This window comes from Oleiphilus messinensis, from assembly GCF_002162375.1.
Taxonomy (GTDB): domain Bacteria; phylum Pseudomonadota; class Gammaproteobacteria; order Pseudomonadales; family Oleiphilaceae; genus Oleiphilus; species Oleiphilus messinensis.
Map to the genome: position 1 here is coordinate 504,799 of NZ_CP021425.1, position 25,775 is coordinate 530,573.

General features: G+C 45.3%; 23 protein-coding genes and 4 pseudogenes. 19 read left to right on the forward strand and 8 right to left on the reverse strand.

Going from position 1 to position 25,775, the window contains the following annotated elements; genetic code table 11:
* Window positions 1-5: 5 nt before the first annotated feature.
* The 5 genes from OLMES_RS02220 (at window position 6) to OLMES_RS02240 (ending at window position 4,614) form a co-directional block, all read left to right on the forward strand.
* A complete protein-coding gene (locus OLMES_RS02220) occupies window positions 6-758 on the forward strand; it encodes a hypothetical protein (protein ID WP_087459750.1) in 753 nt (250 codons plus the stop codon).
* A gap of 365 nt (window positions 759-1,123) precedes the next feature.
* On the forward strand, window positions 1,124-1,573 hold the full coding sequence (locus OLMES_RS02225) for a hypothetical protein (RefSeq protein ID WP_087459751.1): 450 nt from the start codon (window positions 1,124-1,126) through the stop codon (window positions 1,571-1,573).
* A gap of 28 nt (window positions 1,574-1,601) precedes the next feature.
* Window positions 1,602-2,770 (forward strand): IS3 family transposase gene (locus OLMES_RS02230; RefSeq protein WP_087459752.1). Its coding sequence is split into 2 segments (ribosomal slippage): window positions 1,602-1,863 and window positions 1,863-2,770, totalling 1,170 coding nucleotides; the frame shifts between segments, so codons are not numbered across the junction.
* A 369-nt stretch (window positions 2,771-3,139) separates the two neighbouring features.
* Window positions 3,140-3,853 carry an imm11 family protein gene (locus OLMES_RS02235; protein WP_087459753.1) on the forward strand — a complete coding sequence of 238 codons (714 nt, stop codon included), beginning with the start codon at window positions 3,140-3,142 and terminating at the stop codon, window positions 3,851-3,853.
* A gap of 56 nt (window positions 3,854-3,909) precedes the next feature.
* Window positions 3,910-4,614, forward strand: a complete 705-nt coding sequence (locus OLMES_RS02240; RefSeq protein WP_087459754.1) for a hypothetical protein — start codon at window positions 3,910-3,912, stop codon at window positions 4,612-4,614.
* Between the two features lie 136 nt (window positions 4,615-4,750).
* Here OLMES_RS02240 and OLMES_RS02245 read toward each other — a convergent pair whose 3' ends face one another.
* Window positions 4,751-5,656 (reverse strand): helix-turn-helix domain-containing protein, encoded by a 906-nt coding sequence (locus OLMES_RS02245; RefSeq protein WP_087464298.1) that lies wholly within the window; start codon window positions 5,654-5,656, stop codon window positions 4,751-4,753.
* A gap of 217 nt (window positions 5,657-5,873) precedes the next feature.
* On the opposite strand from OLMES_RS02245, the gene exaC reads away from it, so the two are divergent.
* Both exaC and OLMES_RS02255 read left to right on the forward strand, forming a co-directional pair.
* Window positions 5,874-7,394: an acetaldehyde dehydrogenase ExaC gene (gene exaC, locus OLMES_RS02250; RefSeq protein ID WP_087459755.1), complete on the forward strand. Its 1,521-nt coding sequence runs from the start codon at window positions 5,874-5,876 to the stop codon at window positions 7,392-7,394.
* A 274-nt stretch (window positions 7,395-7,668) separates the two neighbouring features.
* Window positions 7,669-8,082, forward strand: coding sequence for a hypothetical protein (locus OLMES_RS02255; protein WP_087459756.1), 414 nt, complete (start codon window positions 7,669-7,671; stop codon window positions 8,080-8,082).
* Window positions 8,083-8,104: 22 nt separating this feature from the next.
* Here OLMES_RS02255 and OLMES_RS28495 read toward each other — a convergent pair.
* A pseudogene (locus tag OLMES_RS28495) lies at window positions 8,105-8,288 on the reverse strand (IS3 family transposase); the annotation flags it as partial.
* A gap of 24 nt (window positions 8,289-8,312) precedes the next feature.
* Window positions 8,313-8,594 (reverse strand): YfbK domain-containing protein, encoded by a 282-nt coding sequence (locus OLMES_RS02265; RefSeq protein ID WP_157678111.1) that lies wholly within the window; start codon window positions 8,592-8,594, stop codon window positions 8,313-8,315.
* 301 nt (window positions 8,595-8,895) lie between these two features.
* Here OLMES_RS02265 and OLMES_RS02270 point away from each other — a divergent pair, with 301 nt between their 5' ends.
* The 4 genes from OLMES_RS02270 to OLMES_RS02285 all read left to right on the forward strand — a co-directional run bounded on the left by OLMES_RS02270 (window position 8,896) and on the right by OLMES_RS02285 (window position 12,848).
* A complete protein-coding gene (locus OLMES_RS02270) occupies window positions 8,896-9,795 on the forward strand; it encodes an ankyrin repeat domain-containing protein (RefSeq protein WP_087459759.1) in 900 nt (299 codons plus the stop codon).
* A 682-nt stretch (window positions 9,796-10,477) separates the two neighbouring features.
* Window positions 10,478-11,158 (forward strand): hypothetical protein, encoded by a 681-nt coding sequence (locus OLMES_RS02275; protein ID WP_087459760.1) that lies wholly within the window; start codon window positions 10,478-10,480, stop codon window positions 11,156-11,158.
* Between the two features lie 196 nt (window positions 11,159-11,354).
* Entirely contained in the window at window positions 11,355-12,074 is a 720-nt protein-coding gene (locus tag OLMES_RS02280) for a hypothetical protein (RefSeq protein WP_087459761.1), read from the forward strand.
* A 75-nt stretch (window positions 12,075-12,149) separates the two neighbouring features.
* On the forward strand, window positions 12,150-12,848 hold the full coding sequence (locus OLMES_RS02285) for an imm11 family protein (RefSeq protein WP_087459762.1): 699 nt from the start codon (window positions 12,150-12,152) through the stop codon (window positions 12,846-12,848).
* Between the two features lie 129 nt (window positions 12,849-12,977).
* Here the strand turns inward: OLMES_RS02285 and OLMES_RS28500 are convergent.
* Together OLMES_RS28500 and OLMES_RS02290 are read right to left on the reverse strand one after the other, a co-directional pair.
* A pseudogene (locus OLMES_RS28500) lies at window positions 12,978-13,240 on the reverse strand (integrase core domain-containing protein); the annotation flags it as partial.
* A gap of 139 nt (window positions 13,241-13,379) precedes the next feature.
* Window positions 13,380-15,005 (reverse strand): vWA domain-containing protein, encoded by a 1,626-nt coding sequence (locus OLMES_RS02290; protein WP_087459763.1) that lies wholly within the window; start codon window positions 15,003-15,005, stop codon window positions 13,380-13,382.
* A 177-nt stretch (window positions 15,006-15,182) separates the two neighbouring features.
* Here OLMES_RS02290 and OLMES_RS02295 point away from each other — a divergent pair, with 177 nt between their 5' ends.
* The 4 genes from OLMES_RS02295 to OLMES_RS02310 all read left to right on the forward strand — a co-directional run bounded on the left by OLMES_RS02295 (window position 15,183) and on the right by OLMES_RS02310 (window position 18,469).
* Window positions 15,183-16,067 carry a hypothetical protein gene (locus OLMES_RS02295; protein ID WP_087459764.1) on the forward strand — a complete coding sequence of 295 codons (885 nt, stop codon included), beginning with the start codon at window positions 15,183-15,185 and terminating at the stop codon, window positions 16,065-16,067.
* Between the two features lie 8 nt (window positions 16,068-16,075).
* Complete coding sequence (locus OLMES_RS02300) at window positions 16,076-16,321, forward strand: hypothetical protein (RefSeq protein WP_157678112.1); 246 nt, start codon at window positions 16,076-16,078, stop codon at window positions 16,319-16,321.
* A gap of 21 nt (window positions 16,322-16,342) precedes the next feature.
* Entirely contained in the window at window positions 16,343-17,719 is a 1,377-nt protein-coding gene (locus OLMES_RS02305) for a DUF2252 family protein (RefSeq protein WP_198343191.1), read from the forward strand.
* 204 nt (window positions 17,720-17,923) lie between these two features.
* Window positions 17,924-18,469, forward strand: coding sequence for a hypothetical protein (locus tag OLMES_RS02310; RefSeq protein WP_157678113.1), 546 nt, complete (start codon window positions 17,924-17,926; stop codon window positions 18,467-18,469).
* A 29-nt stretch (window positions 18,470-18,498) separates the two neighbouring features.
* Here the strand turns inward: OLMES_RS02310 and OLMES_RS02315 are convergent, their stop codons facing one another.
* Window positions 18,499-19,176 carry a hypothetical protein gene (locus OLMES_RS02315; protein ID WP_087459767.1) on the reverse strand — a complete coding sequence of 226 codons (678 nt, stop codon included), beginning with the start codon at window positions 19,174-19,176 and terminating at the stop codon, window positions 18,499-18,501.
* Between the two features lie 117 nt (window positions 19,177-19,293).
* Window positions 19,294-21,156 (reverse strand): hypothetical protein, encoded by a 1,863-nt coding sequence (locus OLMES_RS02320; RefSeq protein ID WP_087459768.1) that lies wholly within the window; start codon window positions 21,154-21,156, stop codon window positions 19,294-19,296.
* Window positions 21,157-21,616: 460 nt separating this feature from the next.
* Here OLMES_RS02320 and OLMES_RS02325 point away from each other — a divergent pair, with 460 nt between their 5' ends.
* The 4 genes and pseudogenes from OLMES_RS02325 to OLMES_RS02340 all read left to right on the forward strand — a co-directional run bounded on the left by OLMES_RS02325 (window position 21,617) and on the right by OLMES_RS02340 (window position 24,953).
* Window positions 21,617-22,111, forward strand: coding sequence for a hypothetical protein (locus OLMES_RS02325; RefSeq protein WP_087459769.1), 495 nt, complete (start codon window positions 21,617-21,619; stop codon window positions 22,109-22,111).
* A 455-nt stretch (window positions 22,112-22,566) separates the two neighbouring features.
* Window positions 22,567-22,965: pseudogene (locus OLMES_RS02330) on the forward strand (DUF6792 domain-containing protein); the annotation flags it as partial.
* Between the two features lie 46 nt (window positions 22,966-23,011).
* Window positions 23,012-23,958: pseudogene (locus tag OLMES_RS02335) on the forward strand (IS5 family transposase).
* A 632-nt stretch (window positions 23,959-24,590) separates the two neighbouring features.
* Window positions 24,591-24,953 carry a winged helix-turn-helix transcriptional regulator gene (locus OLMES_RS02340; RefSeq protein WP_087459771.1) on the forward strand — a complete coding sequence of 121 codons (363 nt, stop codon included), beginning with the start codon at window positions 24,591-24,593 and terminating at the stop codon, window positions 24,951-24,953.
* Between the two features lie 37 nt (window positions 24,954-24,990).
* Here the strand turns inward: OLMES_RS02340 and OLMES_RS02345 are convergent, their stop codons facing one another.
* The gene (locus tag OLMES_RS02345) at window positions 24,991-25,761 is read right to left on the reverse strand and encodes an enoyl-CoA hydratase-related protein (protein ID WP_198343192.1); all 771 of its coding nucleotides are present in this window, start codon (window positions 25,759-25,761) and stop codon (window positions 24,991-24,993) included.
* Window positions 25,762-25,775 lie beyond the last annotated feature (14 nt).

A 25,775-nucleotide genomic window follows, 5' to 3' on the forward strand; every position in this document is an offset into this window, starting at 1 on the left:
CAAACATGTTGCGTGATGGAGCTGTACGCTTGATAGAAGACTTAATTAAAGTGAGATACAACATGAACTATGAACCGATTTATGAAAGCAACGAAAGATTTACAGCGTTTCCTGATCCTGATGAGGTTTTTTCAACTGACTTTGAAAAAGCGATGTTGCTGCCATTGGGAATATATCGTCCAAGCATTGGTAACAACAACGAAATTCTTCTCGCAGCTCCTTATGGCGACGAACAAGGTTATATCTCTAATCGAAATAGAGGGCAGCACTGTGGAGAAACATGGTTAACCTATTCTAAGCATGATGGAAAATGGAGATTAGATTGTTCTCCAGATGAGTTGGCTTCTTTTGATATCTATAAAGAAGATGCGATTGATGCGTATAGCAGTAGAAAAGAGGGATTTAAAAATGACGGTTTCATTCGAAATCCACGATTTGTCGAGGGAAGTGAGGTGATTGGTGCCGATGGGCAGCCAATTAGAGAAAAAATAACACTATTTAATTTGACCACTGAGTATGCATCTAGTGGTGAAAATTGGTTTGGTGGAATAGAACAATATTTACCATTCAAGGTTTTGCAGGATGTTGATAGTCACGGGTTCGATCTGGTTATGTTATTGGATGAGAGTGGATTTGAGTATAAATATCTTGGGCATGTTTGTGCAGCCAAGTACGCTCCCAAGATTCTTTTTGTAGATATTCACTTTTTTTATAGCCCTTTTAATCGGAGGGTCCTGCTAGTTCATGAATTTACTTAGAAGTTTGGAAAATATTTATTGATTTTAAGAGAGATTTGAACCATGCGAGCCGTTCAATTTGTAAATTTGCTGGCTCTGTTTTAAACGTTTGTGAACCTTCATTTTGCTGAATTGAAAATAACGAATTTAACTTTAAGAATTTTAGAGCATGTAGAACGAACAGGACAGGCATTGCGCCGACAAGTAATTCGCCTGAGCTTTAGGTTATGACCATAGCGAAAGTGTAGTCCTTCAATTGTTGTGAATAACGTTTCATATTCTGTAAGAGCAAGAAAAAATAGCCGTAATAGGCGAACCCATTTGTTTGTGCTGTCAGCTTCACCTGCAAACACTGTAGTTTTAAGGCGGAATTTGGAGAATGAAAATTGGAATACAAATCAATATACAAGAATAATGATATTTTTACTGCTTTCCCTGACCCTGAAGAAGTTTTCGCTACCGACCTCGAAAAAAGTCTATTGCTACCATTGGGTGTTTATCATCTAACTGATAACGGTGTTCATGATATTTTACTGGCTGCTCCACTTGGAGATGAAGAAGGGATGATTGGAAAGAGAAATCTTAAAGATCGTTGTGGTGAAACATGGTTATCATATTCGAAAAAAAACGGTAAGTGGGCTTTGGAATGTTCACTTGAGAATTTTCGATCATTTGATCATTACTCGGAAAATGCTAGAAAATCTCTGGACGAGCAGAAGATCCAATTTCAGCAAAACGGCTTTTTAAGTCATCCTTGGGGACAAGTTGAAAAACTATCTCTATTTAATACTGGCGGTTATGTGACGTGGTCTAATAGATTTGTACACACCAGTTAAGAGATAATCCTCAAAACTGGAGTGAAAAATGGCTGTAAGAAAGAAGTACTCAAAAGAATTTAAATTAGATGCGATTAGCTTGGTAATAGATCAAGGCTATTCGAAGGCAGAAGCGGCAAGAAATCTTGGCATTAATCCAAATGTGCTTGGACGTTGGATTAAAGAGCATGAAAATGATGACGGTCATGCGTTTCGTGGAAATGGAAAACTGACGCCTGAGCAGGAAGAGCTTCGTCGTTTGCGAGAAGAAAACAAACGACTAAAGATGGAGCGCGATATATTAAAAAAAGCGGCCACCTTTTTTGCCACGGAAGCAAAGTAAAATACGCTTTCATCACCCAGCATAAAAAGGTGTGGCCCGTTGGCATTATGTGCCAGCAATTGGGTGTAACGCGCTCAGGCTATTACAGCTATTTACAGCGTCAAGACAATAAACCTGATGATCCGACTCATTCGGAGATGATTGAGTGGATACAAGATATAGCCAAATCAAGTGATGATACCTATGGCTATCGCAGGATGAAAACAGCATTAAATGTTTTGGGTTACCCGGTTGGCCGGAACAAAACCAGAAAACTGATGAAAGAAGCGGGAATAAAAGTCAAACACAAGAAGAAATACAAAGTAACGACAAACAGCAACCATAAGCAGCCGGTTTTCGATAATCTTCTCGATCGTGAGTTTGCTGTTGAGCAGCCTGACCAGGTCTATGCGTCCGATATCACATACGTCTGGACACAGGAAGGTTGGTTGTATTTAGCGGTAGTGATAGATCTTTACTCTAGAAAAGTAGTTGGATGGAATATGAGCTCACGCATGAAAGCGCAAATGGTTTGTGATGCGCTCAAAATGGCAGTTTGGCAGCGTCGCCCTGAAGCTGGGCTAATACACCACTCTGATCGCGGCTCACAGTATGCCAGCAGGGATTTTAGAAAACTTCTTAAACTACATGGTTTTAAAGGCAGCATGAGTAAGAAGGGTGACTGCTGGGATAATGCCGTCGTTGAAAGTTTCTTTGGCACTTTAAAGCAGGAGCGAGTTCAGTGGAAAAGCTATCAAACAAGAGCTGAAGCTCAGCGGGACATCCTGGAATATATTTCTGTGTTTTATAACAATGAGCGGCTGCATTCGTACCTCGATTACAGAAGTCCGGTACAGTTTGAAAAAGAAATGGTTGAATTAAGAAAAGTAGCTTAACTGGGTTGTACAATTTTGCTTGACCACGTCAATGCATCAAGCAAATATAACTGGTATGTAGATATTCGTAATGAAATTAGGCATCGGTTAGTTGCTACCAAGGATTCGTCTAAACAAGTCATATTGATCGATGAGTCTGGGCACGAGTATATGTATCTAGGATTTGTTGATTCCTCTATCTATGCCCGCCCATTATTGGCGCAACTCCACTACTTCTATAGTGCGTTGAGTGAAAGGGTGTTAGTTATTCATGAGTTTTCCTGATTGCTCAATAGACTATACACACGAGTGTTTCACCGAGATTGAAATTAAACAGAACGAACAGGACAGAACGAACAGGACAGGCATTGCCAAAACCCGGTGTAACTTATGTTTTATAGATTCTTATCCAAGCTCGCCACACAAGAACGATTGGAAGCATTTCCAGTACCGATTCCCAATAGTGATAAGTCTGGATGGATGCCGGTCACGAAAAACTACGAGCAAAACTTTAAACCTATCGACACGGGTTTTAATGGTGTAGTGATGTACCAGGCTCCACGGTATGAAGAGTTAGGGCCCCATGGTCTTTGCCTTCGTTTTCATAAAGGCAAGGAAAATGAAGTCCCACCGGATATATGGGGCGTGGAGGGGAGACTGATCGTGTCCGATAAGGTTAGACGTGTGATCGAATCCGTCGATGAAATGTCCCATGAGTACATTCAAATTCAGTGTATCGACCATCAAGAAAAACCAATTGCCACTGAACAAAACTATTACTGGTTTAACCAGAGACGTTTTCTAAAAATTACGCCAAGTGACCGTGTTGCAACTCGCGAGGAATTGGGGTTTTGCCCGTTTCAGGGGGAAGAGGATTTCCTCGCAAACGTTTTGGATGCCAGGCTTTTGAGGGAGTGCATCGAGAAGTTTCCACTCTGGCAACATTATGGAATAGAGGGAATTAGCGGGAGACTATCTCCAGCGCGCTGTGTTCTTTATTTAAATCAATTCATGTTCAATGAACTTACAAAGAAGAAACTTTCAGGAATAGATTTGTATAGTCAAAAGTTTGGAGTTGGCGAAGAATCGCTTATCGAATTATGACGCAATAATCTTGCTATTCGCTCACTATATTCACCCACGGTGACAAGGTTCCAAAAATGATTAATCGGTTAAAAACGAAGCATGAAGATATTTCTTTTTTCGCGAAACGTCCAACACCACCTAGTGGCATTTTCGCTAGTCAAGAGGGTAAAGAGTACCAATGTTGTTTTGAAGAAATACCAATGGCGCCCAATTGGGCTCATTGCAGAGTATTTAAAGCGCCGATTTTGCCGGAGTGGCGGATGAATAAACACCTGGAGATTGAAAAAAGCAGAAAATCAGTCGGGGAGCTGCCTGACTTTATCGTCTGGAACCACAATATATACGTTTCAGAGATCTTGAAGCACCTTATTGATTGCGAAGACCCATTTGGTCATCAATTTTGGCCTGTAACGGTGTCGGATCAAAAAGGAAAAAACGTGACGGATAAGGCGTATTTTAGAATGAATATGAGACGCTTTATTATGATTGAGAATTTACAGAAAGCCCCAAAAAAAGTTGATTTTGGGATGGGCCCCACTTCGAGAGAGATGGCTTATATTCCAACAATTCAAAATGATTTGAACACTAGACGACAGATTGAGATGTTGCCTATGTGGCAGCATATTGAAGTTGCTGAGAACGGCTACTTTCTGCTCGGGGAAGATGCTCTCTACTTAAATGCACAGTTAATGGCAAAACTCAAAAAAGCAGGCATCACCGGTATAACGGAATACACAGAATATCTTGGGAAAGCGGGGGAGACAGTAGGACATGCCTAATTTAGATGAAAATGGACTTAGTGAGAATTTGAACGCAGCATATGCAGAGACGGTGAAACCTCGCACGGTATCTTTACCACGATGATGTTGCCGTTCCAGTGACTCGTGCGGAAAGCCCGCAGATCCTGATTTAATTTTAGGCAGTACTTTGATTGCGACGTTGGCACTGGGTTGGGGTTTCGCCGTAAAACTGGTGGAATCGGCGACTGAAGTGGCTTGGGTTGCGATATCCGAGGTCAAAGCAGACTCTTGTGATCACTTCTCCTTTACCTATTCGTTCGCGGGCTTGTTGCATTCTCAGTTGGTGTTGGAATTCGGCGGGTGTGCAGCCTAGGTGTTTTTTGAATTCACTAAAAAACCGACTTCGACTCATACAGGCGATTCGGCATAGATTTTCCATTGCGAGAGGCTCGGATAAATGACTGCGAATGTGTTGTAAAACAGCACTTAAGCCGTTCAGGTCGGGCTTTTTCTGACAGGTTTGCAAGAGAAAGTCGCGGGTTTGCTGGCGCAGCATCCGCACTACGAGTTCGCTTATTCCCCAATCGATCAAAAGGTCGCGGTCAGCACCGTCTTCGCTGAAATTCGCCACCAGTCTTTCCAGCAGGGCTTGTGTGGCTTGAGTGTGGGGGCTGTGCAGAACGTTATCATGGCGGTATTGCCAGGTATCGAAATCGGTTTGCAACGGGGAGCGATGATTGAGTTGATCACAGATCTGATCAATTCTGGATTGACTGATTTCAATCGTCAGACAAGATGTGGGCGATTTCAGGCTGGCATCGGGAAAATCGATCTGGATCTGCTCGCCAGGGGCCATAACAAAGGATTCCTGGGGGAAAAACTCGGCGTGATAGTCATTGCGTCCATGCAGTATTTTCCGTCCGCTAATCATGCCGCAATACAGTAACTCGCCTGCCGCAAGGTCAACATGTTGAGCGGGCAAATAGGTGTCGTACAGACTCAATTCAGCGTTCGGGCCTGCGAATGAAATCCGGTTTTCCACCAGTGTTTTAGGTGTTTGTCGTGGTTTCAAGCGGTTCATGTCTACCTCGAAAACGAACATTTTTTATTGTTGTGATGATCTTTGCCGCCAGAGGCAGTCAATCGGACTCCCAGACAACAAATTTGTACTGAGAGAACAGCAAACCGATCTGTTTGGTTATAGAGTATACAGTATCGGCGTAAGAAGCGTCGCGCGGTATAGATATATTGCACCGAAATCAAAATCCGTTACATAAAAATAAAAGAAGGTAATCACAATGATCTATGGTAATCCTGGTCAGGAAAACGCATTAGTTACGTTCAAGTCTCAATACCAGAACTATATTGGTGGAGAATGGGTGGCACCCGTACAGGGTCGTTACTTTGATAATGTATCCCCTGTTGATGGCCAGGTATTCTGTGCCATACCTCGTTCCAGTGCCGAAGATATCGAGCTGGCACTGGATGCGGCGCACAAAGCGAAAGCTGCTTGGGGCGCGACTTCTGTGACCGAGCGCGCTAATGTATTGCTTAAAATCGCGGATCGTATGGAACAGAATCTGGAAACGCTTGCTGTTGCCGAAACCTGGGATAACGGCAAAGCCGTTAGAGAAACCCTGGCGGCCGATATACCCTTGGCGGTTGATCATTTTCGCTATTTTGCCGGGTGCATACGGGCTCAGGAAGGCACCGCAGCGGAGCTGGATGAGCATACTGTCAGCTATCATATCCATGAGCCGCTTGGGGTCGTAGGCCAAATTATTCCCTGGAATTTCCCGTTGTTGATGGCGGCGTGGAAATTGGCTCCGGCACTGGCAGCGGGCAATTGTGTTGTACTGAAACCGGCAGAACAGACCCCCGCATCAATCCTGCTGTTGATGGAAATCATTGGTGATATCCTGCCTGCGGGTGTGATTAATATCGTCAATGGCTTCGGTGCTGAGGCCGGACAGGCTTTGGCCAGCAGCCAGCGTATCGCAAAAATTGCCTTTACCGGATCGACTCCTGTGGGTTCGCACATACTGAAATGTGCAGCGGAAAACATCATCCCTTCGACTGTCGAGCTCGGGGGCAAATCCCCAAATATATATTTCGAAGATATTCTCGATCAGGAAGATGCCTACGTCAGTAAATGTGTAGAAGGACTGGTGCTGGCCTTTTTCAATCAGGGAGAGGTCTGCACCTGTCCTTCCCGGGCATTAATTCATGAATCGGTCTATGAAGACTTTATGGCTAAAGTCATCCAGCGCAGTCAAGCCATTAAACGGGGCAACCCATTGGATACAGAGACACAGGTTGGCGCGCAAGCTTCTCAAGAACAGTTTGATAAAATTTTGAGCTATATCGAAATTGGACGCCAAGAGGGCGTTGAGGTGTTGCTCGGTGGTGGTGTTGAAGCCTTGGGTGGTCCTCTGGAAAGCGGATATTATATTCAGCCCACACTGTTGAAAGGGCGGAATGATATGCGCGTTTTTCAGGAAGAAATCTTCGGCCCTGTTGTCGGTATCACGACGTTTAAAACAGAAGCTGAGGCACTGGAGATTGCCAATGCAACGGAATACGGCCTGGGTGCGGGTGTCTGGACTCGGGATATAAATCGTGCCTACCGAATGGGGCGTGGTATTCAGGCGGGTCGGGTCTGGACTAACTGTTATCATCACTACCCCGCTCATGCGGCCTTTGGTGGCTACAAAAAATCCGGTGTGGGTCGGGAAACCCATAAAGTGGCATTGGAGCATTACCAGCAAACGAAAAACTTACTGGTCAGCTACGATATTAATCCGCTTGGATTTTTTTAATTCTCGGATCAGAGGATGCAACACGGCATGTACTGCGTGCCGTGTTGCATGGCGATTGTGAAGCTGTTGGCGAGGTTATGATCGCTTTCCTTTAATTTGAGAGAGATCTCCTACAACGATTTCAGTCATTGCTTACAGACGGTAAAATGCCATAACAGTACGGCGAGGCGTCTTTTGTTTTAGCAGCGGCCTGTCATTCATAAAATTAACGAAATAGATTTATACGTTAATTCTCGGCAGCTATTCGGAGCTGCAGATAAATACAGATAGTGATATGCCATATATTCGAAGAGATTGTACAGAAGCGGATATTAATCAAATTCAAACCGTGTTAAATCAGGTGTGGGCTAAGCACGGTAAGATTTTTCCCATGAAGAAATTGGACATTCTAGTCTATGACTCACCTTTTGGGCCCATTGATTTTATGGATTTTGTGGCAGATGACCTACGAAACGATTATTTAATTCATCTTCTGGCGGATGAATATAATCAAGTGATATTTTTATTTGTTCGACGTGAAGCGGTGTTTCGAATCATCCAGCATTGGCCACGTGCCATAATCACGATAGTCAATGAACCATCTAATGAAAAGGTTCCCCCCGAAGTCAGTAGAGATGCTGCAAGGGCTATGGAAGTAACTTTGAATTTGGAGTTTGGTGACGTCGTTGTGGATGGGGAAGACAACTAATGTTGAAGTGTAATGCTCAAGTCTAGCCGGACACTATCTTTAGAGAATTTTCATAGTCAATTGGCGACAGATTTCCATTGGTTGAATGAAGCCGTTCTTGATTGTAATAACGCATATAAACTGCGACATCATTCCTCATGTGCTCCCGTGTTGGTTGAGCCACAGTTATGTTTGATACTGCCAAAGAAACGTTCTACAGCGGCAGAGTAGCGAAAATCCGTACTGGTCCCTTACAGCGGGCGGATCTGGTCTTCGTGCTTGGTCGCTTTTGAAAGCAGGATGCTGTTGTTCATATTGGGCTTTTTGTAGCGAAGCTTAACGTAAGCCAGTTCATCCGTTTTGCTGGTAATGTGATCGCTCTGGATATTGCCTTGGGGGGCGTAGCGGAGTGAGTCAATGCTTTGCTTCGGGTTTGCGCTCAAGCGCATTTCAATGCCAATCAGCCGATACTTCCTCACCACGGCTGGATTGAATTCAATGTGAGAGAGATCTCTTACAACGATTTCAGTCATAGCTGACAGACGGTAAGGTGTCATAACAGTACAGTTAGGCGTCTTTTGTTTTAGGCATCGGCCTGTCAAATTTAGATTGAGGCATGCCCAAGTTGCTAGATAGACTTATAACTACGTACAACTTTAGCGCTTGCGGTTTTGTGTGCGGCCACCAACACTCAGTAGGCATTATTACTTCTGCACAGCATCAACTTGCCTCGATTTATAACGCTCTGGGCGTGATGACCCTTTTCAGTAAAGTACGTGCGTTTACCAACGCTCTGTAATTTCAAAGTTTTTTTAATCATTTAGTGGAATAAAAATGTTGAAACACTTTTTGTCGTTTATGAGTCTGGGGTTGTGCATTTGTTTGCTATCTTTTAGCGGAAGCAGTGATGGAGCAGATATTTCAAACGCTGAAATGAAATGGCGTGAGCTAGAATACGCGGCCAAGTATGCTGATTTAAAAACTGTGCGTGAACTTTTATTTGGGGATGTCCGATTTATAAATCGTAGTGCAAATTATTATTCTGATCGACTGGTCTCAGTCGCCGTCGGAACTCATATTGAAGAGATCAGTGATGACCGTGTAAAGATCGTGCGTCTGTTGTTAGAGCATGGGTTTGATCCCGCTTTTTACAACGACTTTGCACTGGATATCGCAGCTGCTAATCAACATGATACCAGTAGTAAAAATGAAATGATTAATTTACTAACGGTATATGGTGCAAACCCTAATGCTGGAGGCGTATTGGCCTCTGCAGTTACCACCGGCCATTATCGCACGATAAGCTTGTTACTTAATCTCGGAGCGATACCTGATAACAATCTGCTATCCAGGATTGTTCTGATATCAGAAATGCAGGTAGTACTTCTGTTTTTAGACCACGGCCTGGATCCAAACCACCCCCATTTGTTTGAGAGAGCAATTAAAAAGGGAGAGACTCAATTGGTGAATGCGTTAATCAATCGCCAAATTAATCTGAATACTTTATATCCGAGTCGAACAGAATTTTACACGCCTGTTACCTTGGCTATCTTATCGAATAAATTGAATGTGTTGAAGCTGTTGCACCGCGCTGGAGCTGATTTCGCTAAACCTGATGGCCAACAACGGATTCCCTGCCGAATGAAAGAGAAGTGGATAGATGGTGGTTTAGCTCAGTGGTTGATGCAAGAGCCTTGTAGTGATGGCGTTAAATCAAATGGAGAAGAGTTGTGAGTAACAATAGCTGGTGATTTGCAGGATATTGTAGTCAGTACAAACCTACCGAGCCCGAATTGGAAAGATTTATTCGAATCTGGTAGGTGGTACCGTGATCTTGCAGATGATATCGAAAAAACAAAAATGAGCCGATAAGAATTCGAGCAATGGAAAGAAGAAAGTTATGAGGAATATGTAAAAGCCGCCTTTGATAGATCTGTAATCGGAATTCTATAACCAGAATGAACAGGACAGGCATTGCGCCGACAAGTAATTCGCTTGGGCCTTAGGTTATGACCATAGCGAAAGTGTAGTACTTCAATTATTGTGAATAACGTTTCGCATTCTGTAAGAGCAAGGGAAAAATAGCCGTAATAGGCGAACCCATTTGTTGTCGATATGATTGATTTTCAACAACAAGCGTTAATTACCTGTACCATGCTGCTTGGGATTTGGTCTGTGTAGCCACTGTTCTCGAGGCAAATACCACAGCTAATTTCCAGGTTTAGCTATTCTGGTCTCTTGTGCAGAACTGTAATACGTTTCCTCGGCTTGAAAGATATTACGTTAAATTTTGGTGATCGTACTCTAGTGAGCCGATTAAGGTAGGCATTATGGAACAATACTCAGCTCACTAAAAAATATATATTTACGAAGTAATAAGCCACTTGATAGAAGCTAATGTAAAGCGGAGAGAGAAATGGACTATGAACCGATTTATGAAAACAATGAAAGGTTCACGGCTTTTCCAGATGTGGATGAAGCGTTTGCATCGGACTTTGAAAAAGAGAACTTATTACCTTTGGGGGTTTATAAGTTAACTGATAATTGTGAGCACGACGTATTAATTGCTATTCCCATAAGTTGTGAAGAAGGATTCATTGGCGAACGGGACTTTGATGCAAGTTATGGGGAGATTTGGTTGAGTTATTCACTCCAGGCGGGAAAATGGAAGTTAGATTGTAGAGCAGAGATGCTCAGAAACGTTGAATATCGAAAGAACGCCGTACTAACTGCATTTTGTGAGCGTAAAAAGCTCTATTGTAGTCAGGGGTTTACAGTCAATCCTCATTTTAAAGAGGGGGCTGAAGAGTTATTTGGGCCCCCAAAACTGAGTTTGTTTGAACAAGCAAAGGATTATGCCTCTAGTGGAGAAAATTGGTTAAGTGGAGTAGAAAAATTTATACCACGTGTGCTCTTGGAAAGAAAAAGCGCTGCCGGGTTTAATCTGATAATTCTGCTCGACCAGTATGGATATGAATATAAATATTTAGGTCAATTGACAGCTTCAATATATGCCCCACAAGTGGGTTTACCAAGTGTTCACTTTTTCTACAGTCCTTTCAGTCAAAGGGTACTTTTATTTAATGAATTTGAATAAGAAAACGAACTGGACAGCCTTTGCCTAACCCGGTGTAATTTATTTGGAAGCGTTTCCAGTTCCTATCCCTGATAGTGGTAAATCCGCTTGGATATCGGGTGTAAGCAAATACGAGGAAAGTTTTAAGCCCATAGCCCGCGGTCATGCAGTAATTTTAGGGCTGAATTTCATTTGTACTTAGCATCGAGTGTTACATATGTTTTATCGATTCACATCCAAACTGGCAACACAGGAACGTCTGGAGGCATTTCCGGTGCCTGTTCCTGGAACTGATAAATTTGATGATGTCCCCTGGATTGATGTCTATGAAGCAAAATTCAACTTGCTTCAGCAGCATCCATCAATAGTTGGCGTCAAGCTCTTTCAAGCGCCGCTATATGATACAAAGAAACCCCGAGGTCTTTGCCTGCGATTTCATCAAGGTAAGGAATCGGCATGGTTGCCGGATATTTGGGGTGTCGCTAACAAGTTAATTGTATCTGAAAAGTGTAAGGCTGTGATCGAGGCGATGGATGAAATGGAGCATGAGTATCTGCCAATAGAATGGATCGACTGGCAGGAGAAGCCAGTAAAAACCGAACAGCCATATTACTGGTTTAACCAACGTCGGTATTTAAAAATTGAACCCACTGACCGTCTTGCCCAACCTCCAGAGCTGGGCTTTTGTCCGATTCCGGGAGAGGAGGACTTTCTGGCCCGTATACTGGACACACACAACTTACGGGAACATGTTGAGAGGTTTCCAATCTGGCAGCATTACGGACTGGAAGGGCCTGTTTGCCGTCAGTCTCAAGCCAGAGCCGTAGTCTACATGAGTCAAAAACTTATAAATGCATTGAGGGAAAAGGAAGTTCGAGGAATGGATATCTACAGTGAAAAATATGGGAAGGGGGAGGAGGCGTTGTGTGGTTTATAAATAGAAACTTCTGCCAGTTTTCTTATACAGTGCATTTAACGGGTATTTCAATGGATACAATCAGAAGGGGGATGCATGATTTATAGGCTGGAGTCGAATACAAGTGATGTATTCTATTCATACAGAGAAGCTCAAGTTCCACTCCCACACGGCTTGGATACGTTGGGGCATTCTCGTGAATATCAATTTCAGTTTGAGCAAATAGCCACAGATCCCTATTGCCCGCAATACAGAGTATATAAAGCCCCAATACTCCCAGAATGGCGACTAAATACAAATCTAGCCATAGAAAGGAGGAAGAAAAAGAACTTCGATTTGCCCGACTTTATACCGCCAGGGTCAAAAATCTATGTTTCCCAGTTGGTAAAAGAAGTGGTGGAGAAATGTGACCCTATTGGTCATCAATTCTGGCCTGTGGTGATTACAGATAAAAAAGGGGGCATCGTCTCTGAAAAGCAATACTTTAGAATGAATATGAGACGATATTTAAACATCACCCCCTCGGACAAGCCGATGCAAATGTTGGACTTTACTCCATCCGGTCCGTTGGGTGAGGCAGACTTCATTCCTTCTGTACAGCACGACCCATCCTTGCGTAATCAAATTGAAAAATACCCTGTGTGGAGACACATATTTAGAAAGAATACGATCACAGATCATGTAGTTTATTTAAATAATGAAATTTTTGAATCATTGCAATCCGTTGGTGTTACCGGTCTTGAAGAATACACAATAGTTCGAGGAAGAGTGAAGGGGACAATAGGTCATATCTAATTTTATAAAACCGTTGGTGCAATCAAATAGCAAAATACAGCGCGTTGAAGTTGAACGCTAGATAGAAAGCGTATTTTAAATGAGAAAGAACAATAGACTACGAACCGATCTATGAAAACAACGAAAGGTTTACAGCCTTTCCAGATATGGGGGAAGTGTTTGCGTCAGATCTTGAAAAGGAGAATTTGTTACCTTTAGAGAACTTTCATAGTCAATTGGCGACAGATTTCCATTGGTTGAATGAAACCGTTCTTGATTGTAATAACGCATATAACTGCGACATCATTCCTCATGTGCTCCCGTGTTGGTTGAGCCACTATTAAAATCCAGTCATGTTTTAGACTGCTACAGAAACGTTCTACAACGGCATAATTCCAACATGCCCCGACATCGACGTGGTTTGGTACGGTGCTATTAGACTACTACAGTGGATGTCGGTTTGGTTGGCCAAGACTATACTGTGACCTCTCAGGCGTACTCTCTGAAAAATGCCGATCCTATTGATAGTTACGGTCGTTTTCCGTCAATTTATCAGTGAAATTCGCCAGCCAGCTCCCCGGCTGTTTCCACCAGGCTAACCAGCTCTCGCCGATCCCCTTCTGGGTCAAATTGCAGGCCGCTTTGCGCGAGTCTGGCAATGTCGGGATAGGTATACGAAACATGGTGATTACCTCGTAATCGCTGTGCGAATGCGGCCACGGCGGCAGAGAAACGAAAATCCGGGCTGGTTTCCTGCAGGGTTGGGATGTGGTCTTCGTGCTTGATCGCTTTTGAAACCAGTATGCTATTACTGGTGTTGGGCTTTTTGTAGCGTAGTTTCACGTAAGCCAGTTCATCCGTGTTTCCGGGAATGTCATTGCTCTGGATATTGCCGTGGAGAGCATAGCGGAGTGAGTCAATGCTTTGCTTCGGGTTTGCGCTCAAGCGCACTTCATAAAGCGCCGTAACACTGTGGCCGGAACCTATTTCCCCGGCATCAACGCGATCATTGTTGAAATCCGATCGTGCCAACAGACGATTTTCATAGCCAATCAGTCGATACTCGCTCACCACAGCTGGATTGAATTCAATCTGGATTTTAACGTCGCTGGCAATGGTATTGAGGGTACCATTCATCTCCCGAATCAGAACTTTGCGCGCTTCAGCGTAACTATTGATATAGGCATAGTGCCCGTTTCCGTGATCTGCGAGTTGCTCAAGTAAATGGTCATTGTAGTTACCGTCACCAAAGCCCAGAGTGGTGAGGAAAATACCTTGTTTTCGCTTTTGCTCGATCAGTTGCAGTAGTTGAACGGGTTCCGTTAGCCCTACATTCAAATCACCATCCGTACAGAGAATGACCCGGTTGGTGCCACCGGGAATGTAGTTTTCCCGGGCCAGTGCATAGGCCTGTTCGATGCCCTCTCCACCGTTGGTGGAGCCACCGGCAGACAGACGATACAGTGCGTTGATAATCGTATATTTTTTATCCCCCGGTGTCGGTTTTAGCACCACGCCGGATGCGCCCGCGTACACGACAATGGATACACGGTCCTGGCTATTCAAGCGTTTGGTCAGGGCGGTGAGTGATTTCTGCACAAGTCCCAGTCGATCATCGCCTTGCATGGAGCCCGATACATCCAGTAAAAACACGAGATTCCGAGCCGCGGGTGCGGATTCCTGATCATCTTTTCCCTGAATTCCCAGATGCAGGAGTCGGGTTTCCGGATTCCAGGGTGTTGGACCCATCTCGGCAAAAACTGCAAAGGGGTGGTTCGCATCTTCAGGCTGTGGGTATTGGTAACTAAAGTAGTTCACGAATTCTTCGGCCCGTACGGAATCCTGAATGGGCAGCTCTCCCTGACTCAAGCGTCTTCGTGTTTGGGTGTAGGATCCGGTATCCACATCGATACTCAGGGTTGAGACCGGGTGTTCTGTGGTGAGTTTTATATCGTTATTGGCAAATGTTTGGTATTTGTTATCGGATACCGGCAGGTTGCTGTCGATACCCGGTTGCGCTGAGGGGGATGAAAAAGCGAGTTCTGCATATTGGTTTTCGTATGTTGCATGGCTGGTTGAATACGGAATTGTTGAATACGGATTTGTGGCAGTACATGCACTCAGTATCAAGGTTGAAAGCATCAATGTGATGGTCAAATCGGGGCGTGTTATTTTCATGGATCGACTCCTGTTGTAGCGGTTTCTAGCGTTTCATAAGAGAACGATTCCAGTGTAAATTGAGCCATCAGGGGCAAACAGACCCTTTTTTCTGTGAAAATTGGTCTTGACAGGTTATAGTGATTTTGATCTATAAATGATCTGAATCCATCCCGAATCCTCAGGAGTTCCCACTCTGTGCCGAGCACATTTAACAAAATACACCGCCTCAAACGGCTTTGGACCTGGGAGCAGTTTATCGAGCAGTATGAAGTCGGCCCGGATATCAAAACGCTCAAAGCCAATTATCGTTTCCCCCACCTTAAGCCATCCAAAAATACGGTCGCAGTGATAGACCGGCTGCACGAGCAAAGCTTCCCCAGCCCTTTTCCAAGGGAAATCGATGGCCTGATGGATATTTACGATTGTTTGTTCGGCCAGGATCAAGATCCGGCCTCGTCTGATCGGATTCAGAAGCTGGAGCAGTTTATCCAGTTCGAACTGGAGGTCTGTCAATCGGAGCATTTTTTACGTGAAGTCCGTTTGAACTGGCTTTTAGGGGATATTTACTTCGACCGGATCATGACATTACGTAACGCGGGCTTCTGGAGTCGATTACAGGATGCTCAGTCCCAGGCGATTACCCTTTATCAGCGAGCCATTCGGTTACTTGAAGAAAAAAGTGATTTGAATGAAGTGGTGATCTACAAATTACGGCAGAATATTCTGGGGGCCTATCTCAATGGCGCACGGCGTCAAGGTCACTGGATTGAAGATGAGCCAACCCGGAATTATCTCCAGCAATCGGATTTTATGGCTAAAACCAAGGAAGTGCTGGCCCTGGAACCATTTAACTGGAATATCGCACGAAACGGTTTACGATTTGCTTCGTTACTGGAAGATGAATTAAATGTGATGTATTTTTTTAAATGTCTGGTGAATGTCAGCGAACTGTTTGTGGATATGGATTACAAACCGCTGGACACACCGGCATTGGCGAAAAGCCCGGACTTTCACTGGGCAATTCAAAAGGTCCTTAAACCGACTTTTTTAAAGCAATTTAACCTGACCCGGACATTATGAAGCTCACTATGAGGCTTACAAGGATGCGCCTGACCCAATTTTTACCGTTTGTATTCGCCACGATACTCACAGCCTGTTCCAGTACGTCCGAGGTTGTTTCCACGCCCGACAGCATGGCAGAGCCGCTTCCGGCAGAACAGACGGATGCGACAAGTGAACCCCGGCAGCAGGACCAATGCACACTTTATCCAGACCATGAGCAATGTCTGGATCAAAATAAGTCTGACGATGATGATATGAAGCGGCTGCGCTAGCTGTTAATAAGGAGAAGCGTCGTGAACCAGCGAAAAGCATTTTTATGTGAACATATCGTACGGGTGGACGGTGAACAACCCGGCGCGAAGGCACCGTCGGCCAAACACTTGAAAATGGCGAATAATCCATTTCAGTTTTACCGGGGTACATCACAACTGTTTTATGCCGATCTTGCTGCAGGGAATTTGCGCTGCCCGCAAACATTAACCGAGTCTGTACCGCTCACCAGTGTGATGGGGGATTGCCACCTTTCCAATTTTGGATTTTTCACGGAAGAAGGGGCCCATGGAGATACGGTTATCTTCGCACCGAATGACTTCGATGATGCCTGTGTAGGTCACGCGGTCTGGGATTTGCTGCGTTTCGCCGTGAGCATGCTGCTGGGCGCTGATTACGGCAGGGGCGTGTTAGCCGGAAGCTATGCAACCGAAGCGGATTGTGCCGACTTTCAGTCGAAAGGGATTTCCAGGCAAGCCGCCAGTGATGGGGTTTTGGCATTTTTACGGGCCTACGAAAAAACCTGTGAAAAAATTGCTGCTAAACCGGAAAAGCGTATGCGGGCCATTGAAAAAATAAAGTCAGACCATGTACTCGTTGGTGCTTATGGTAAAGCATTATCACGGGCTGCAGGGGGCGCGAAGTTTGGCAGCAAGAGCACGTTGGCCAAATCTGTGGCCACCGAAAGCAGGCCGCTTCGCTTCCGTGATCTCCCGGAACGTTTCGAGCGATTGCCCGAAGCGGAATATCAGGCGGTCTATCATCAATTCCGGCCTTATGTCGATGACGAGATACTCGATATTGTAAAGCGGCTGGGAGCGGGCACCGGCTCTGTGAACATGGCTCGTTATTATCTTCTAGTGGGTACCGACGGGCTTGCGAAAGCGGAACGCAATGGGGGTTGTATTTCGCCCTCGCTTGAAGAATTGAGGCTCTGCCATCTCGTTGAAGTGAAGCTCCAGCGCGAAGCTGCACCGATATACTATTTTCCGGATATCAGCCCGGTTAACCGGCTTAATCATGCTCATCTGACGGTCGATTGTCAGCGTCACATGCAGCGAAAACCGGATCTGGTGCTCGATGAAGCGCTCTGGCAAGACCAGAACTGGTTAATCCGCTCCCGACACCATGCCCGTGTGGGCATCGACCCGGAAGATGTGGTGCTCGCGCTTAAGTCCGACAGTTACTCGGCGGCCAATAAACTGATTCAATACGGCAAGACCTGTGGCAAGGCGCTAGCGCTGGCCCATGCCCGTGGTGATCGCCGCTCGACGCGGTTTGAAGTGGCAATGGGGGCGCAATTACCGGTGGTTATCCCCGAGTTGCTGGAAACCAGCCTGAGTTATTACCATCAGGTCATCGACGATTGGACATTGTTCAAAGATATGCTGGCGAAGTAACTTTAGCCGTAGGTTGTGCTAACGTCGCCTTTCTTCTGTCAGGCTCTGGTAGTCACAGATCGGACCGCTTTCTTCTTTGAGATTATTTTTGTTAGCGGCCGCACTTTATAAGTGACCAGTGGTCAGTTATAGTTCTGAGTGTTGACAGAAATCACAAAGTGCTTAGCTCAGGCTCTGCGCTCCAATAGAGATTGGGAACCAGAAATGAAAATGAGAAAAAGTTTGATTGGAAATAGTGTACTCGTGCTTGCGCTTATGGTTGCGTTGAGTAGCTGTGGCATCATTGGTGTAGCCTCGACCGCGACGGGGGTTGGTGTTTTGCACACGGAACTGGAAAAAGAGCGATTCAGTGACAGACTTGATGATGCTGCCCAAGCCTATCTTAAAGACCATGCCAACTCTCCTTGTACCAATGACGAGGATAAAGTGATGCCAGAATTACTGGTTTACATCAAGGAGCAGGGGAAGCGGCATGGTGTCGATCGGGCAATTAAGCGGTTAAATGCCATCTATGAGGATGAAACCTATAGTGAAGATGTCCGAGCTTCAGCGCTTTACCATATTGCAGTAATTCATTTCCGCAAGGAATACAGCAATCCCCGCTTGGGCGTGCACTATTTGGTCAAAATTCATGATGAGTTCCCCGGAGAATATCAGTGTATTTTCGAGGACACCCCCTGGCGTAGAGAAATGATCAAAAAGTTGCACATACCAGAAGATACGCTCCCGGCGGCGGCATTTCAAAATTAGCGCTGGGACGATCCGTTTTCCACGGGCGATCAGTTTTCCGGAGTCGGCAGTCTGGCTAGGCGTCGGTGATTGTAACCAATTTCGGTATTCACACTGTTTACACGCATAAAATGTCGAATAAATTGCCGGTTGGTTACCTTTGCTACCATTTTGAAGCGCATGCGCTTTTTGGTCAGGGGCATGCCGGCCTGGCTCATCTTGACGCTGTGTACAAATCTATCCGGGGAGTAGTCTGGAGGAGCATTTCGCCTGATTTTTTTTAATTTGGCTTGCTGTCGTGCCCATAGAAATACAAACAGGATCAAGGGGCTGCAAATCATAACCCAAAGCACCAGATTGGGCATATCCAGTGCAAAATGATCGGCGAGGCCCAGGATGCCAAAACAGAGTGTAATTGTGCCGATTAACCAAAGTACCCAAAACCACTTTTTGGCTTTTTGCTCGTTGGCGAGCACTTGCTCGCAACTTGCGCAGATGTAGCCAATACAGACGACTTCATTTTTGCTAAACAACGCAGCCAAGAGCATAAAGGGGCCCAGGATCATTTCCATAACCCGGCTGCTCAACGTGGTGGACTGATTGTAAAATTCCATTTCGCGGTGGATCTGTTCAGACCCACAATGCAGACACAGTCGAGGTAACAGAAATGACTTGTCTCCCGGTTGCTGTTTTTCGATGGTTATATTGAGATAGTTTGTAAGTGCCATCACTCGATTCCTTTTGATACGCAGCCAATACACTGCGGCTTTACAATCCGTTCAATCCACTATTATTGCCGGATTGTTGCGGAAATCGAGTGCTGTCTTACAAATTTGCGAACCGCTTCAGTCTGACAGTCCGATAAACGCCGTACTGTCGAAGTCCGCACTATGGGTGATGGGGGCATTGGTCGCGCCACCCCATACAAATTGACTATTTTGACCGCTCAAACTGTGCCTTGTAAGACTACGAATCTCAGTAAAACGATCACCTTTGACCAAAATCGGTGCCATCGAGTCGTCCACTTGCCCTTGCTCAAGTGGCATGTAGAACGCGTGACCATAGCTGACCCAGCTGTTGGTATCGACCTGATTCATCGCCGTCAATCCATAGAGATAGAATGTGTCACCGTCTTTGAAGATGCCTTTGAGCTGGTCTTCCTGATCAAAGTCCAGAAACTGGTATTCATACGTTTGACTATCCAATGCAAACTGGAACCAGCCAATATCCCATTCTGTCGTGTTGTTAGCGCGGTCAGGGTGTTTCAGAATCCGGCTATGGGTGCCAATAAAGAGCGTTTGGTCGTCAACTACGGCATCCACAACAATATCATCTTCATCGCTACCGATTAATTTCTCCCAGACCATTACGCCATCCGGTGTGTACTGGCGGATAATCAGGTTTGTTTGCAAGAAGTTTGATTCTTCGAATGTGTAGTGGGTATTGAAGCGGTGGTTATAAGACGGTATGGCGTTGTTGGTTACACTGGAGATCGTGTAGACGTTCCCGAACGCATCCTGAGTTATTCGCGCTAGCCCGCCAAATGCATTGTTATCAAAGTTAAAGTGCATGATCGCGTCATGCCATACGGGGAACAGGTTTGCATCAAATTGTGTAAGCTTGAAACCATCGAAGTTGTACGTGACCAGCACGCTCTCCTGATCACAGTTGAGTTTCAAATACTGGTCACGACCAAGATATTTGAATTGGTTGAATAGCCAGACCCGGTTGCTGTCATCGGGTGCCCGGTTGTTGTCCCTTAAGGTGAAAGGTGCATTTCGGTATTCTTCCAGTGTATAAGGTAGTTCATAGTAGGGTTCAATTTCGTCTTCAGTGAGCAGTACCTGACTGAGCGGTTCGTGTGCCTGACTGTATTTCTCCAGGCGTATATTGTACGTTCGGGAGTCTGGGTCCGTATTATCGAGGACAAACCGGGCCAGTGTGTATTGACCGGAAGGGTGCACACACAGATCGGCATAGCCGCCGGCATCCACAACCCAGCGAACCGGGTTAAGTTCGCCATCCAGCTCCACAAAAAAGCCGGTAGAATCATCACGGTTTTCCGTTGCGGTGAATTCGCCAATGAGTAGCAGGTGATTTTCGGCAAAAGGCTCAACTTTGTTGATGGCAGCGTTTTGACTGCGCAAGATATCCTGCACCGCAACGAGGTACCTGCCAGGGTAGGTTTCGGATTGACTGAGGGTAATCGGAGAGGGTTCACCACCGGGGGTCACGGTTGAGGGGTCAGTGCTGTTTAATTCGGTGGTGATTGTGGATGGCGTTCCAGGGATTGCACTTCCCCCGAGATTGGCATTCCCCAGCCCGGTGAGCGTCAACGTTGCCGAGCCGTCGATGAAAGCCAATGTTACTGGATTGTTTAGACCCAGCAGGGTGGTTGTGCTCTGGGGATCTTCGATAACAACGAGTGTGCCTTGAATGGAAATCTGGTAATTTTGCAGTGCTTCCGAGAATTCCAGTCGCTCGATATTCGCATCAACGGATACCTCTGAATGACCCGTAAGCCTAACCGTTTCCTGGCCTTTTGAACCCAGAATAAACCCGTTCCGATTCGCATCGTAAGTTTCATTCTCGCCCAACAGGGTATAGTTGTCGTACTCCGATGCAGCGAATACGGGCAAAGCGCACGGAGCTGCGATCAGAGCTGTCGCCAGAGCGATCGTTGGCCTGCATCGATTGAATCTTGTCATCCTGTCGAATCCCTTTTTGCCCATTAATCTCATTGTCCTGTCTCCGTAGCGCCGCCGAAAAATGATGTGAAGCAGCATCATCCGCACTAATTAGGGGCATAACAATCAGCAAATAGTCTAATGAATCTGCAGGCTGGTGCCGGTTTGGGGTTTTAGTCAGGAGTGACGAATAGTGAGTTTTAAGTAATATTGGTTTCCCTAAGTGGTACCCGTTACTAACTCAGATACTCTGTAAATGTAGAATTGCATTTGCGTTTCATTTTCTTCGGTGTCTATATACCAGCTTAATGTAAAGCGAAATTGGGTGTTTCTAACCATATAGTATGAGCATCAACAATTTACTTTGCATACTCAGAGTAATGGTTCTAGTGTTTTCTGTTATTCCGAAAAAGCAGTGTCAAAAAATTTGCAGGAAAAATGTGGTACCGCGTAAACGTCCGATTTACACAGTGAGAACGCAATGACAAGTGAATACAAAATTAGCGAGGCATTGGAAAAGTACATCAATTTAAAGAAAATTCTTGGGAAGGTTCCAAGTTCTCGGGAGTTTGCGAAAGTGTATTCCAAGAAAGGCCTTTCTTCGCTTTTTCCGGGAGGTAACGCATATTCTCAATTGCAAAAATTAGCGGGTGATGAGCCACTTGTTTTTTCGTCTGTAAAGTCTGATCTCAAGCAAGTTCTTTTAAACTGGGGAACATTGGCTAGAACGACAATCGAGGAGCATCAAAAGCTACCAGTCAGTTCTGACTGGAAGTATCATCTTCTAACACCATCGATTTCAGGAATTGAGAAAAGTCACAAGATTAAGTGGTCAGAAATACCCCAGTTATTCCGTGAGACATTCGAAGAAGCCAATGAATGGAATGATGTGCTTGACTATATTCCCGTTATAGGAGAAGAGTCTGGCTTAAACAAAGCTATTTCCAATGAAGAAAATTGTCGGTGGTGTTCGTAGGCTAGCACTATTGTCTAACGGTCAATTAGCTGGATGGGGAGACAATGTGGTGGGAAATTCACAACTGACTAGGTTATCTCCAGTTTTAGCTCCAAAAATATTGCCTATACCGTTTTCGATCAATGATATTTTCCTCGAAACTTTTCATGGTTGTCTACTAGATCAAAATAACCGATTGTTTAAGTGGAAGGTACATAAACATTGGTTTTTTGATAATACCTGTGACGACTATTACTTGGAACCTGTTTCATTTGAAAATGGAGAGCAAGTAACTATTTCACAATAAGGAGACTGAGCGATTATGGATCAAAAAAGTTTTGAAGCCGCGCTATTGTCCACTGCTGTTTATGCAGATTTATCGATATTAGCAACTAAATTCTGCCTATCTAGCTAAATATTTTACCGACAAGTTTACGGTTAAGGTCGCAACTCCCGAGGCTTCGCTTTCTGGTTATCAGGGGATGATCGTCGAACACAACGACACTGGTGAACTATGGTTGGTCAATGGAACAGAGCTGTTAGGTACCGATATACTTGCGGACATTAGTTTGACATTCACCGGTGAGGCCGGTGGTCAAGTTCGTGATATGTTGGAGTTCTATCAAGAGGCTGTTCAAAATGGAGTAATTTCTGCTACAGATCAATTAAATGTACCAGGGCACTCGTTGGGAGGACACTTAACTGCGTACTTTACATTGCTAAATGGCAAGAGTGTTAACCATGCATACACCTTCAACGGTGCGGGTATCGACGAGACGCCGAACTCATTGACAGATTGGAATCAGCTCATTAAAGAACTGGTCAGTCTCGACTTTCCTCTCGCTAATACAATTAAGGCACCTCTGATTAATTAACAAAAATGATATACCATAACCCAAACAACAATAAGCTGGTTTGCACATGAAACAACAGAGTCTGGAAGCGACAGGGTTTGAGGTTTACCGAAAGAAAACCCGAAAAGAGATTTTCCTTGATGAAATGAATCAAATCATTCCGTGGAAGGAATTGAGTGACGCAATAAAACCCTATTACCCAAAACCTCCGAAAGGCGCAGGACGCAAGCCAGTCGGTTTGGAACGTATGCTTCGTATTCATTTCCTCCAGCATTGGTTTGAGTTGTCGGATCCTGGTGCAGAAGAAGCGTTCTATGACTCAAGAGCAATGCGTCTTTTTGTTGGGGTAGACTTGGGCAAGGAACCTGTGCCAGATGAAATGACTATCTGTAAGTTTCGCCATTTAATGGAGCGGCATAATCTTGGTGATGAGCTATTTCGTTTAGTGAATGTTTATTTGGAGGGGAATGGTTTAAAGGTATCACGAGGCACGATAGTTGACGCCAGCATTATCAACGCACCAAGAACAAAGACAAATAACGCGACCCGGAAATGAAGCAGACCAGGAAAGGCAACCAGTGGTATTTTGGCATGAAAGCACACATTGGTGTGGACAGCAAAACCAAGCTGATTCATTCGGTTGTCGTGACGCCTGCAAATGTTCATGACTCTCAGGTGCTGGAAGATTTACTTCACGGAGATGAAACTCGATTATGGGGGGATTCTGCTTACGCTGGCCTATAGGAAGTGCTTAAAGAGCGAACTCCCAATGCCAAAGATTTCACTCAGAGAAAGGCGTATCGCAACAGGCCGCTTTCAGATCAGGAAAGATCGTCAAACCGATTCAAATCGAAAGTACGGTCTCGTGTTGAGCATGTATTTGGCGTACTGAAAGGCCAGTTTGGCTACAAAAAAGTGAGATACAAAGGGTTGGATATAAACGCAACTGCGGTATTTACGAAATGTGCGTTGGCGAATATTGTGCTTGCCAAAAGGCATTTGCAGCCAGTTTAACAGGTAAGTTGCGTCTTGTAGGCGCGTAACGGCCACATAAGGTGGCATATCAGGAATAAAACCCGCTGTTTCTGACGAGATTTGCCGAAAGCGGGCTTCTTCTATAAATATGGCTGATGGATCAGACCTTCCTTAGGATCGTCACTTTACAGATTCTCGGACTTTTATTGACTCTTCGTATGGTGAGGGGGAGCCTGTGACGATTTAACGCAGGTCGACTGATAAAAGACCAAGTGTTGATGGGCGATCAAATTGATTTGCAAGAATTTGTAGGCTGAGCGAACGGATATTCCCGATAAAATTTGAAATCTGGATGGCCGCCTCCAACTGAGTATTTCGGTGAACGTCAACATTTCCCCCGTGTCAGAAAAGGAGTTCGTAATGGGCCAATATCTGCGTCCAACTGGTCTCCACTCAATTAATGACCTAAAACGGGATGTGGGTCACGACCTGATGAATGATTAGAATTGGATAGAGTGCATCAATTCAAGAAAGGGCGACCATCGGCAGGGGGGCAGACAAATAAGCACAACTAAATGCCCCGGTTTTATAATGGTAGCGTTGGCATGACAGGTTCATTTTTTGTACCATGTCAATGGAGGCGTTGTAAACCAATAAGGGAGCAAATTTCAATGAAGTGGGAAAAGGTTGGGGAAATGAATTGTCCCGTGGCCCGCACATTGGCGATCATTGGTGATCGTTGGACGATGCTAATCGTTCGCAATGCGTTTCTCGGTACCAAGCGATTCGCAGATTTTCAGTCACAATTAGGTATGACAAAACATCTACTTTCAGGGCGGTTGAAGAGGCTTGTTGACGCTGGCATTTTCAAGAAAGAGGAGTATCAACAAGGGCGTTACGAATATAAACTGACCACAAAGGGAAAATCTTTATACCCTGTTTTATTAGCCATGACAGCGTGGGGTGACGATTGGTTGGATGCTGGAAAGGGTGCGTCTTTACTTTATGTCGACAAGAAGGAGGATATCACCTGACGCCGTATCTGTCGACTCAGCATGCTCTTAAGATACGTCACTCCCGCGAAAGTGGGAGTCTCTTTAGTAGAAGATACCCGCTTTCGCGGGTATGACGTCCATCAGATCCCCTGAAACTCTGCCGTTCTGCGTGCCTTGACGGCTTCCACACCGCGTCTGGCATCTTTCGATAACAGCAGTCGGGCGAAGGTTCTTCGTAGCTTGGAGAGTGCGGCCTGTGCACCGCTGGATTGCACAGGCGTACTGATTTTAGCGTGGCCTGAACACCCAGCGGTGCCTGCTGGGCAATCTGTTCGGCAATGGCAATGGCAATGGCTTCTGTTAGAGCCTCGCCGGCATCAAATTCGTCGGCCGTGAGCAGGTGCAGATAGGCATTCTGCGTACCCGCTGCTAGAGGCCAGCGTACCGTGCCACCGCCAAAGGGAAAGATGCCGCGACTGATCTCTGCCTGGGTAAAGATCGCGTTTTCTGAGGCTACGGTGATCTGGCCACAAAGGATAAGTTCAATGCCTAGGGTGTAGCAGGGCCCCTCAACCGCGCTGACGATAGGCTTGCGGCAGACTCTGCCGTTTGTGCCCCAAGGGTCGATATGACGGCGTGGAATCATCGGTTTAATGACTTCGCTGGGAATAGCCTTGATGATGTTGGCCAAATCCAGGCCGCTGGTGAAATAGCGGCCCTCAGCCCAGAGTACCCCGCAGCGTAATTCGGGATCCCTGTCGAGCAAGGTATAAGCCTTCGACAGCTGGGTGATCATTTCAGGATCAAATGCATTAAGTTTCTCAGTGAGGTTGAGGCCAATGAGCAATAGATGCCCACAGC

Bases quoted from the DNA above. Each gene is read 5' to 3' on its own strand.
- OLMES_RS02220 (WP_087459750.1), top strand. From the start codon at position 6: ATGTTGCGTGATGGAGCTGTACGCTTGATAGAAGACTTAATTAAAGTG.
- OLMES_RS02235 (WP_087459753.1), top strand. From the start codon at position 3,140: ATGTTTTATAGATTCTTATCCAAGCTCGCCACACAAGAACGATTGGAA.
- OLMES_RS02240 (WP_087459754.1), top strand. From the start codon at position 3,910: ATGATTAATCGGTTAAAAACGAAGCATGAAGATATTTCTTTTTTCGCG.
- OLMES_RS02245 (WP_087464298.1), bottom strand. From the start codon at position 5,656: ATGAACCGCTTGAAACCACGACAAACACCTAAAACACTGGTGGAAAAC.
- exaC (WP_087459755.1), top strand. From the start codon at position 5,874: ATGATCTATGGTAATCCTGGTCAGGAAAACGCATTAGTTACGTTCAAG.
- OLMES_RS02255 (WP_087459756.1), top strand. From the start codon at position 7,669: ATGCCATATATTCGAAGAGATTGTACAGAAGCGGATATTAATCAAATT.
- OLMES_RS02265 (WP_157678111.1), bottom strand. From the start codon at position 8,594: ATGACTGAAATCGTTGTAAGAGATCTCTCTCACATTGAATTCAATCCA.
- OLMES_RS02270 (WP_087459759.1), top strand. From the start codon at position 8,896: ATGTTGAAACACTTTTTGTCGTTTATGAGTCTGGGGTTGTGCATTTGT.
- OLMES_RS02275 (WP_087459760.1), top strand. From the start codon at position 10,478: ATGGACTATGAACCGATTTATGAAAACAATGAAAGGTTCACGGCTTTT.
- OLMES_RS02280 (WP_087459761.1), top strand. From the start codon at position 11,355: ATGTTTTATCGATTCACATCCAAACTGGCAACACAGGAACGTCTGGAG.
- OLMES_RS02285 (WP_087459762.1), top strand. From the start codon at position 12,150: ATGATTTATAGGCTGGAGTCGAATACAAGTGATGTATTCTATTCATAC.
- OLMES_RS02290 (WP_087459763.1), bottom strand. From the start codon at position 15,005: ATGAAAATAACACGCCCCGATTTGACCATCACATTGATGCTTTCAACC.
- OLMES_RS02300 (WP_157678112.1), top strand. From the start codon at position 16,076: ATGAGGCTTACAAGGATGCGCCTGACCCAATTTTTACCGTTTGTATTC.
- OLMES_RS02310 (WP_157678113.1), top strand. From the start codon at position 17,924: ATGAAAATGAGAAAAAGTTTGATTGGAAATAGTGTACTCGTGCTTGCG.
- OLMES_RS02315 (WP_087459767.1), bottom strand. From the start codon at position 19,176: ATGGCACTTACAAACTATCTCAATATAACCATCGAAAAACAGCAACCG.
- OLMES_RS02320 (WP_087459768.1), bottom strand. From the start codon at position 21,156: ATGACAAGATTCAATCGATGCAGGCCAACGATCGCTCTGGCGACAGCT.
- OLMES_RS02325 (WP_087459769.1), top strand. From the start codon at position 21,617: ATGACAAGTGAATACAAAATTAGCGAGGCATTGGAAAAGTACATCAAT.
- OLMES_RS02340 (WP_087459771.1), top strand. From the start codon at position 24,591: ATGAAGTGGGAAAAGGTTGGGGAAATGAATTGTCCCGTGGCCCGCACA.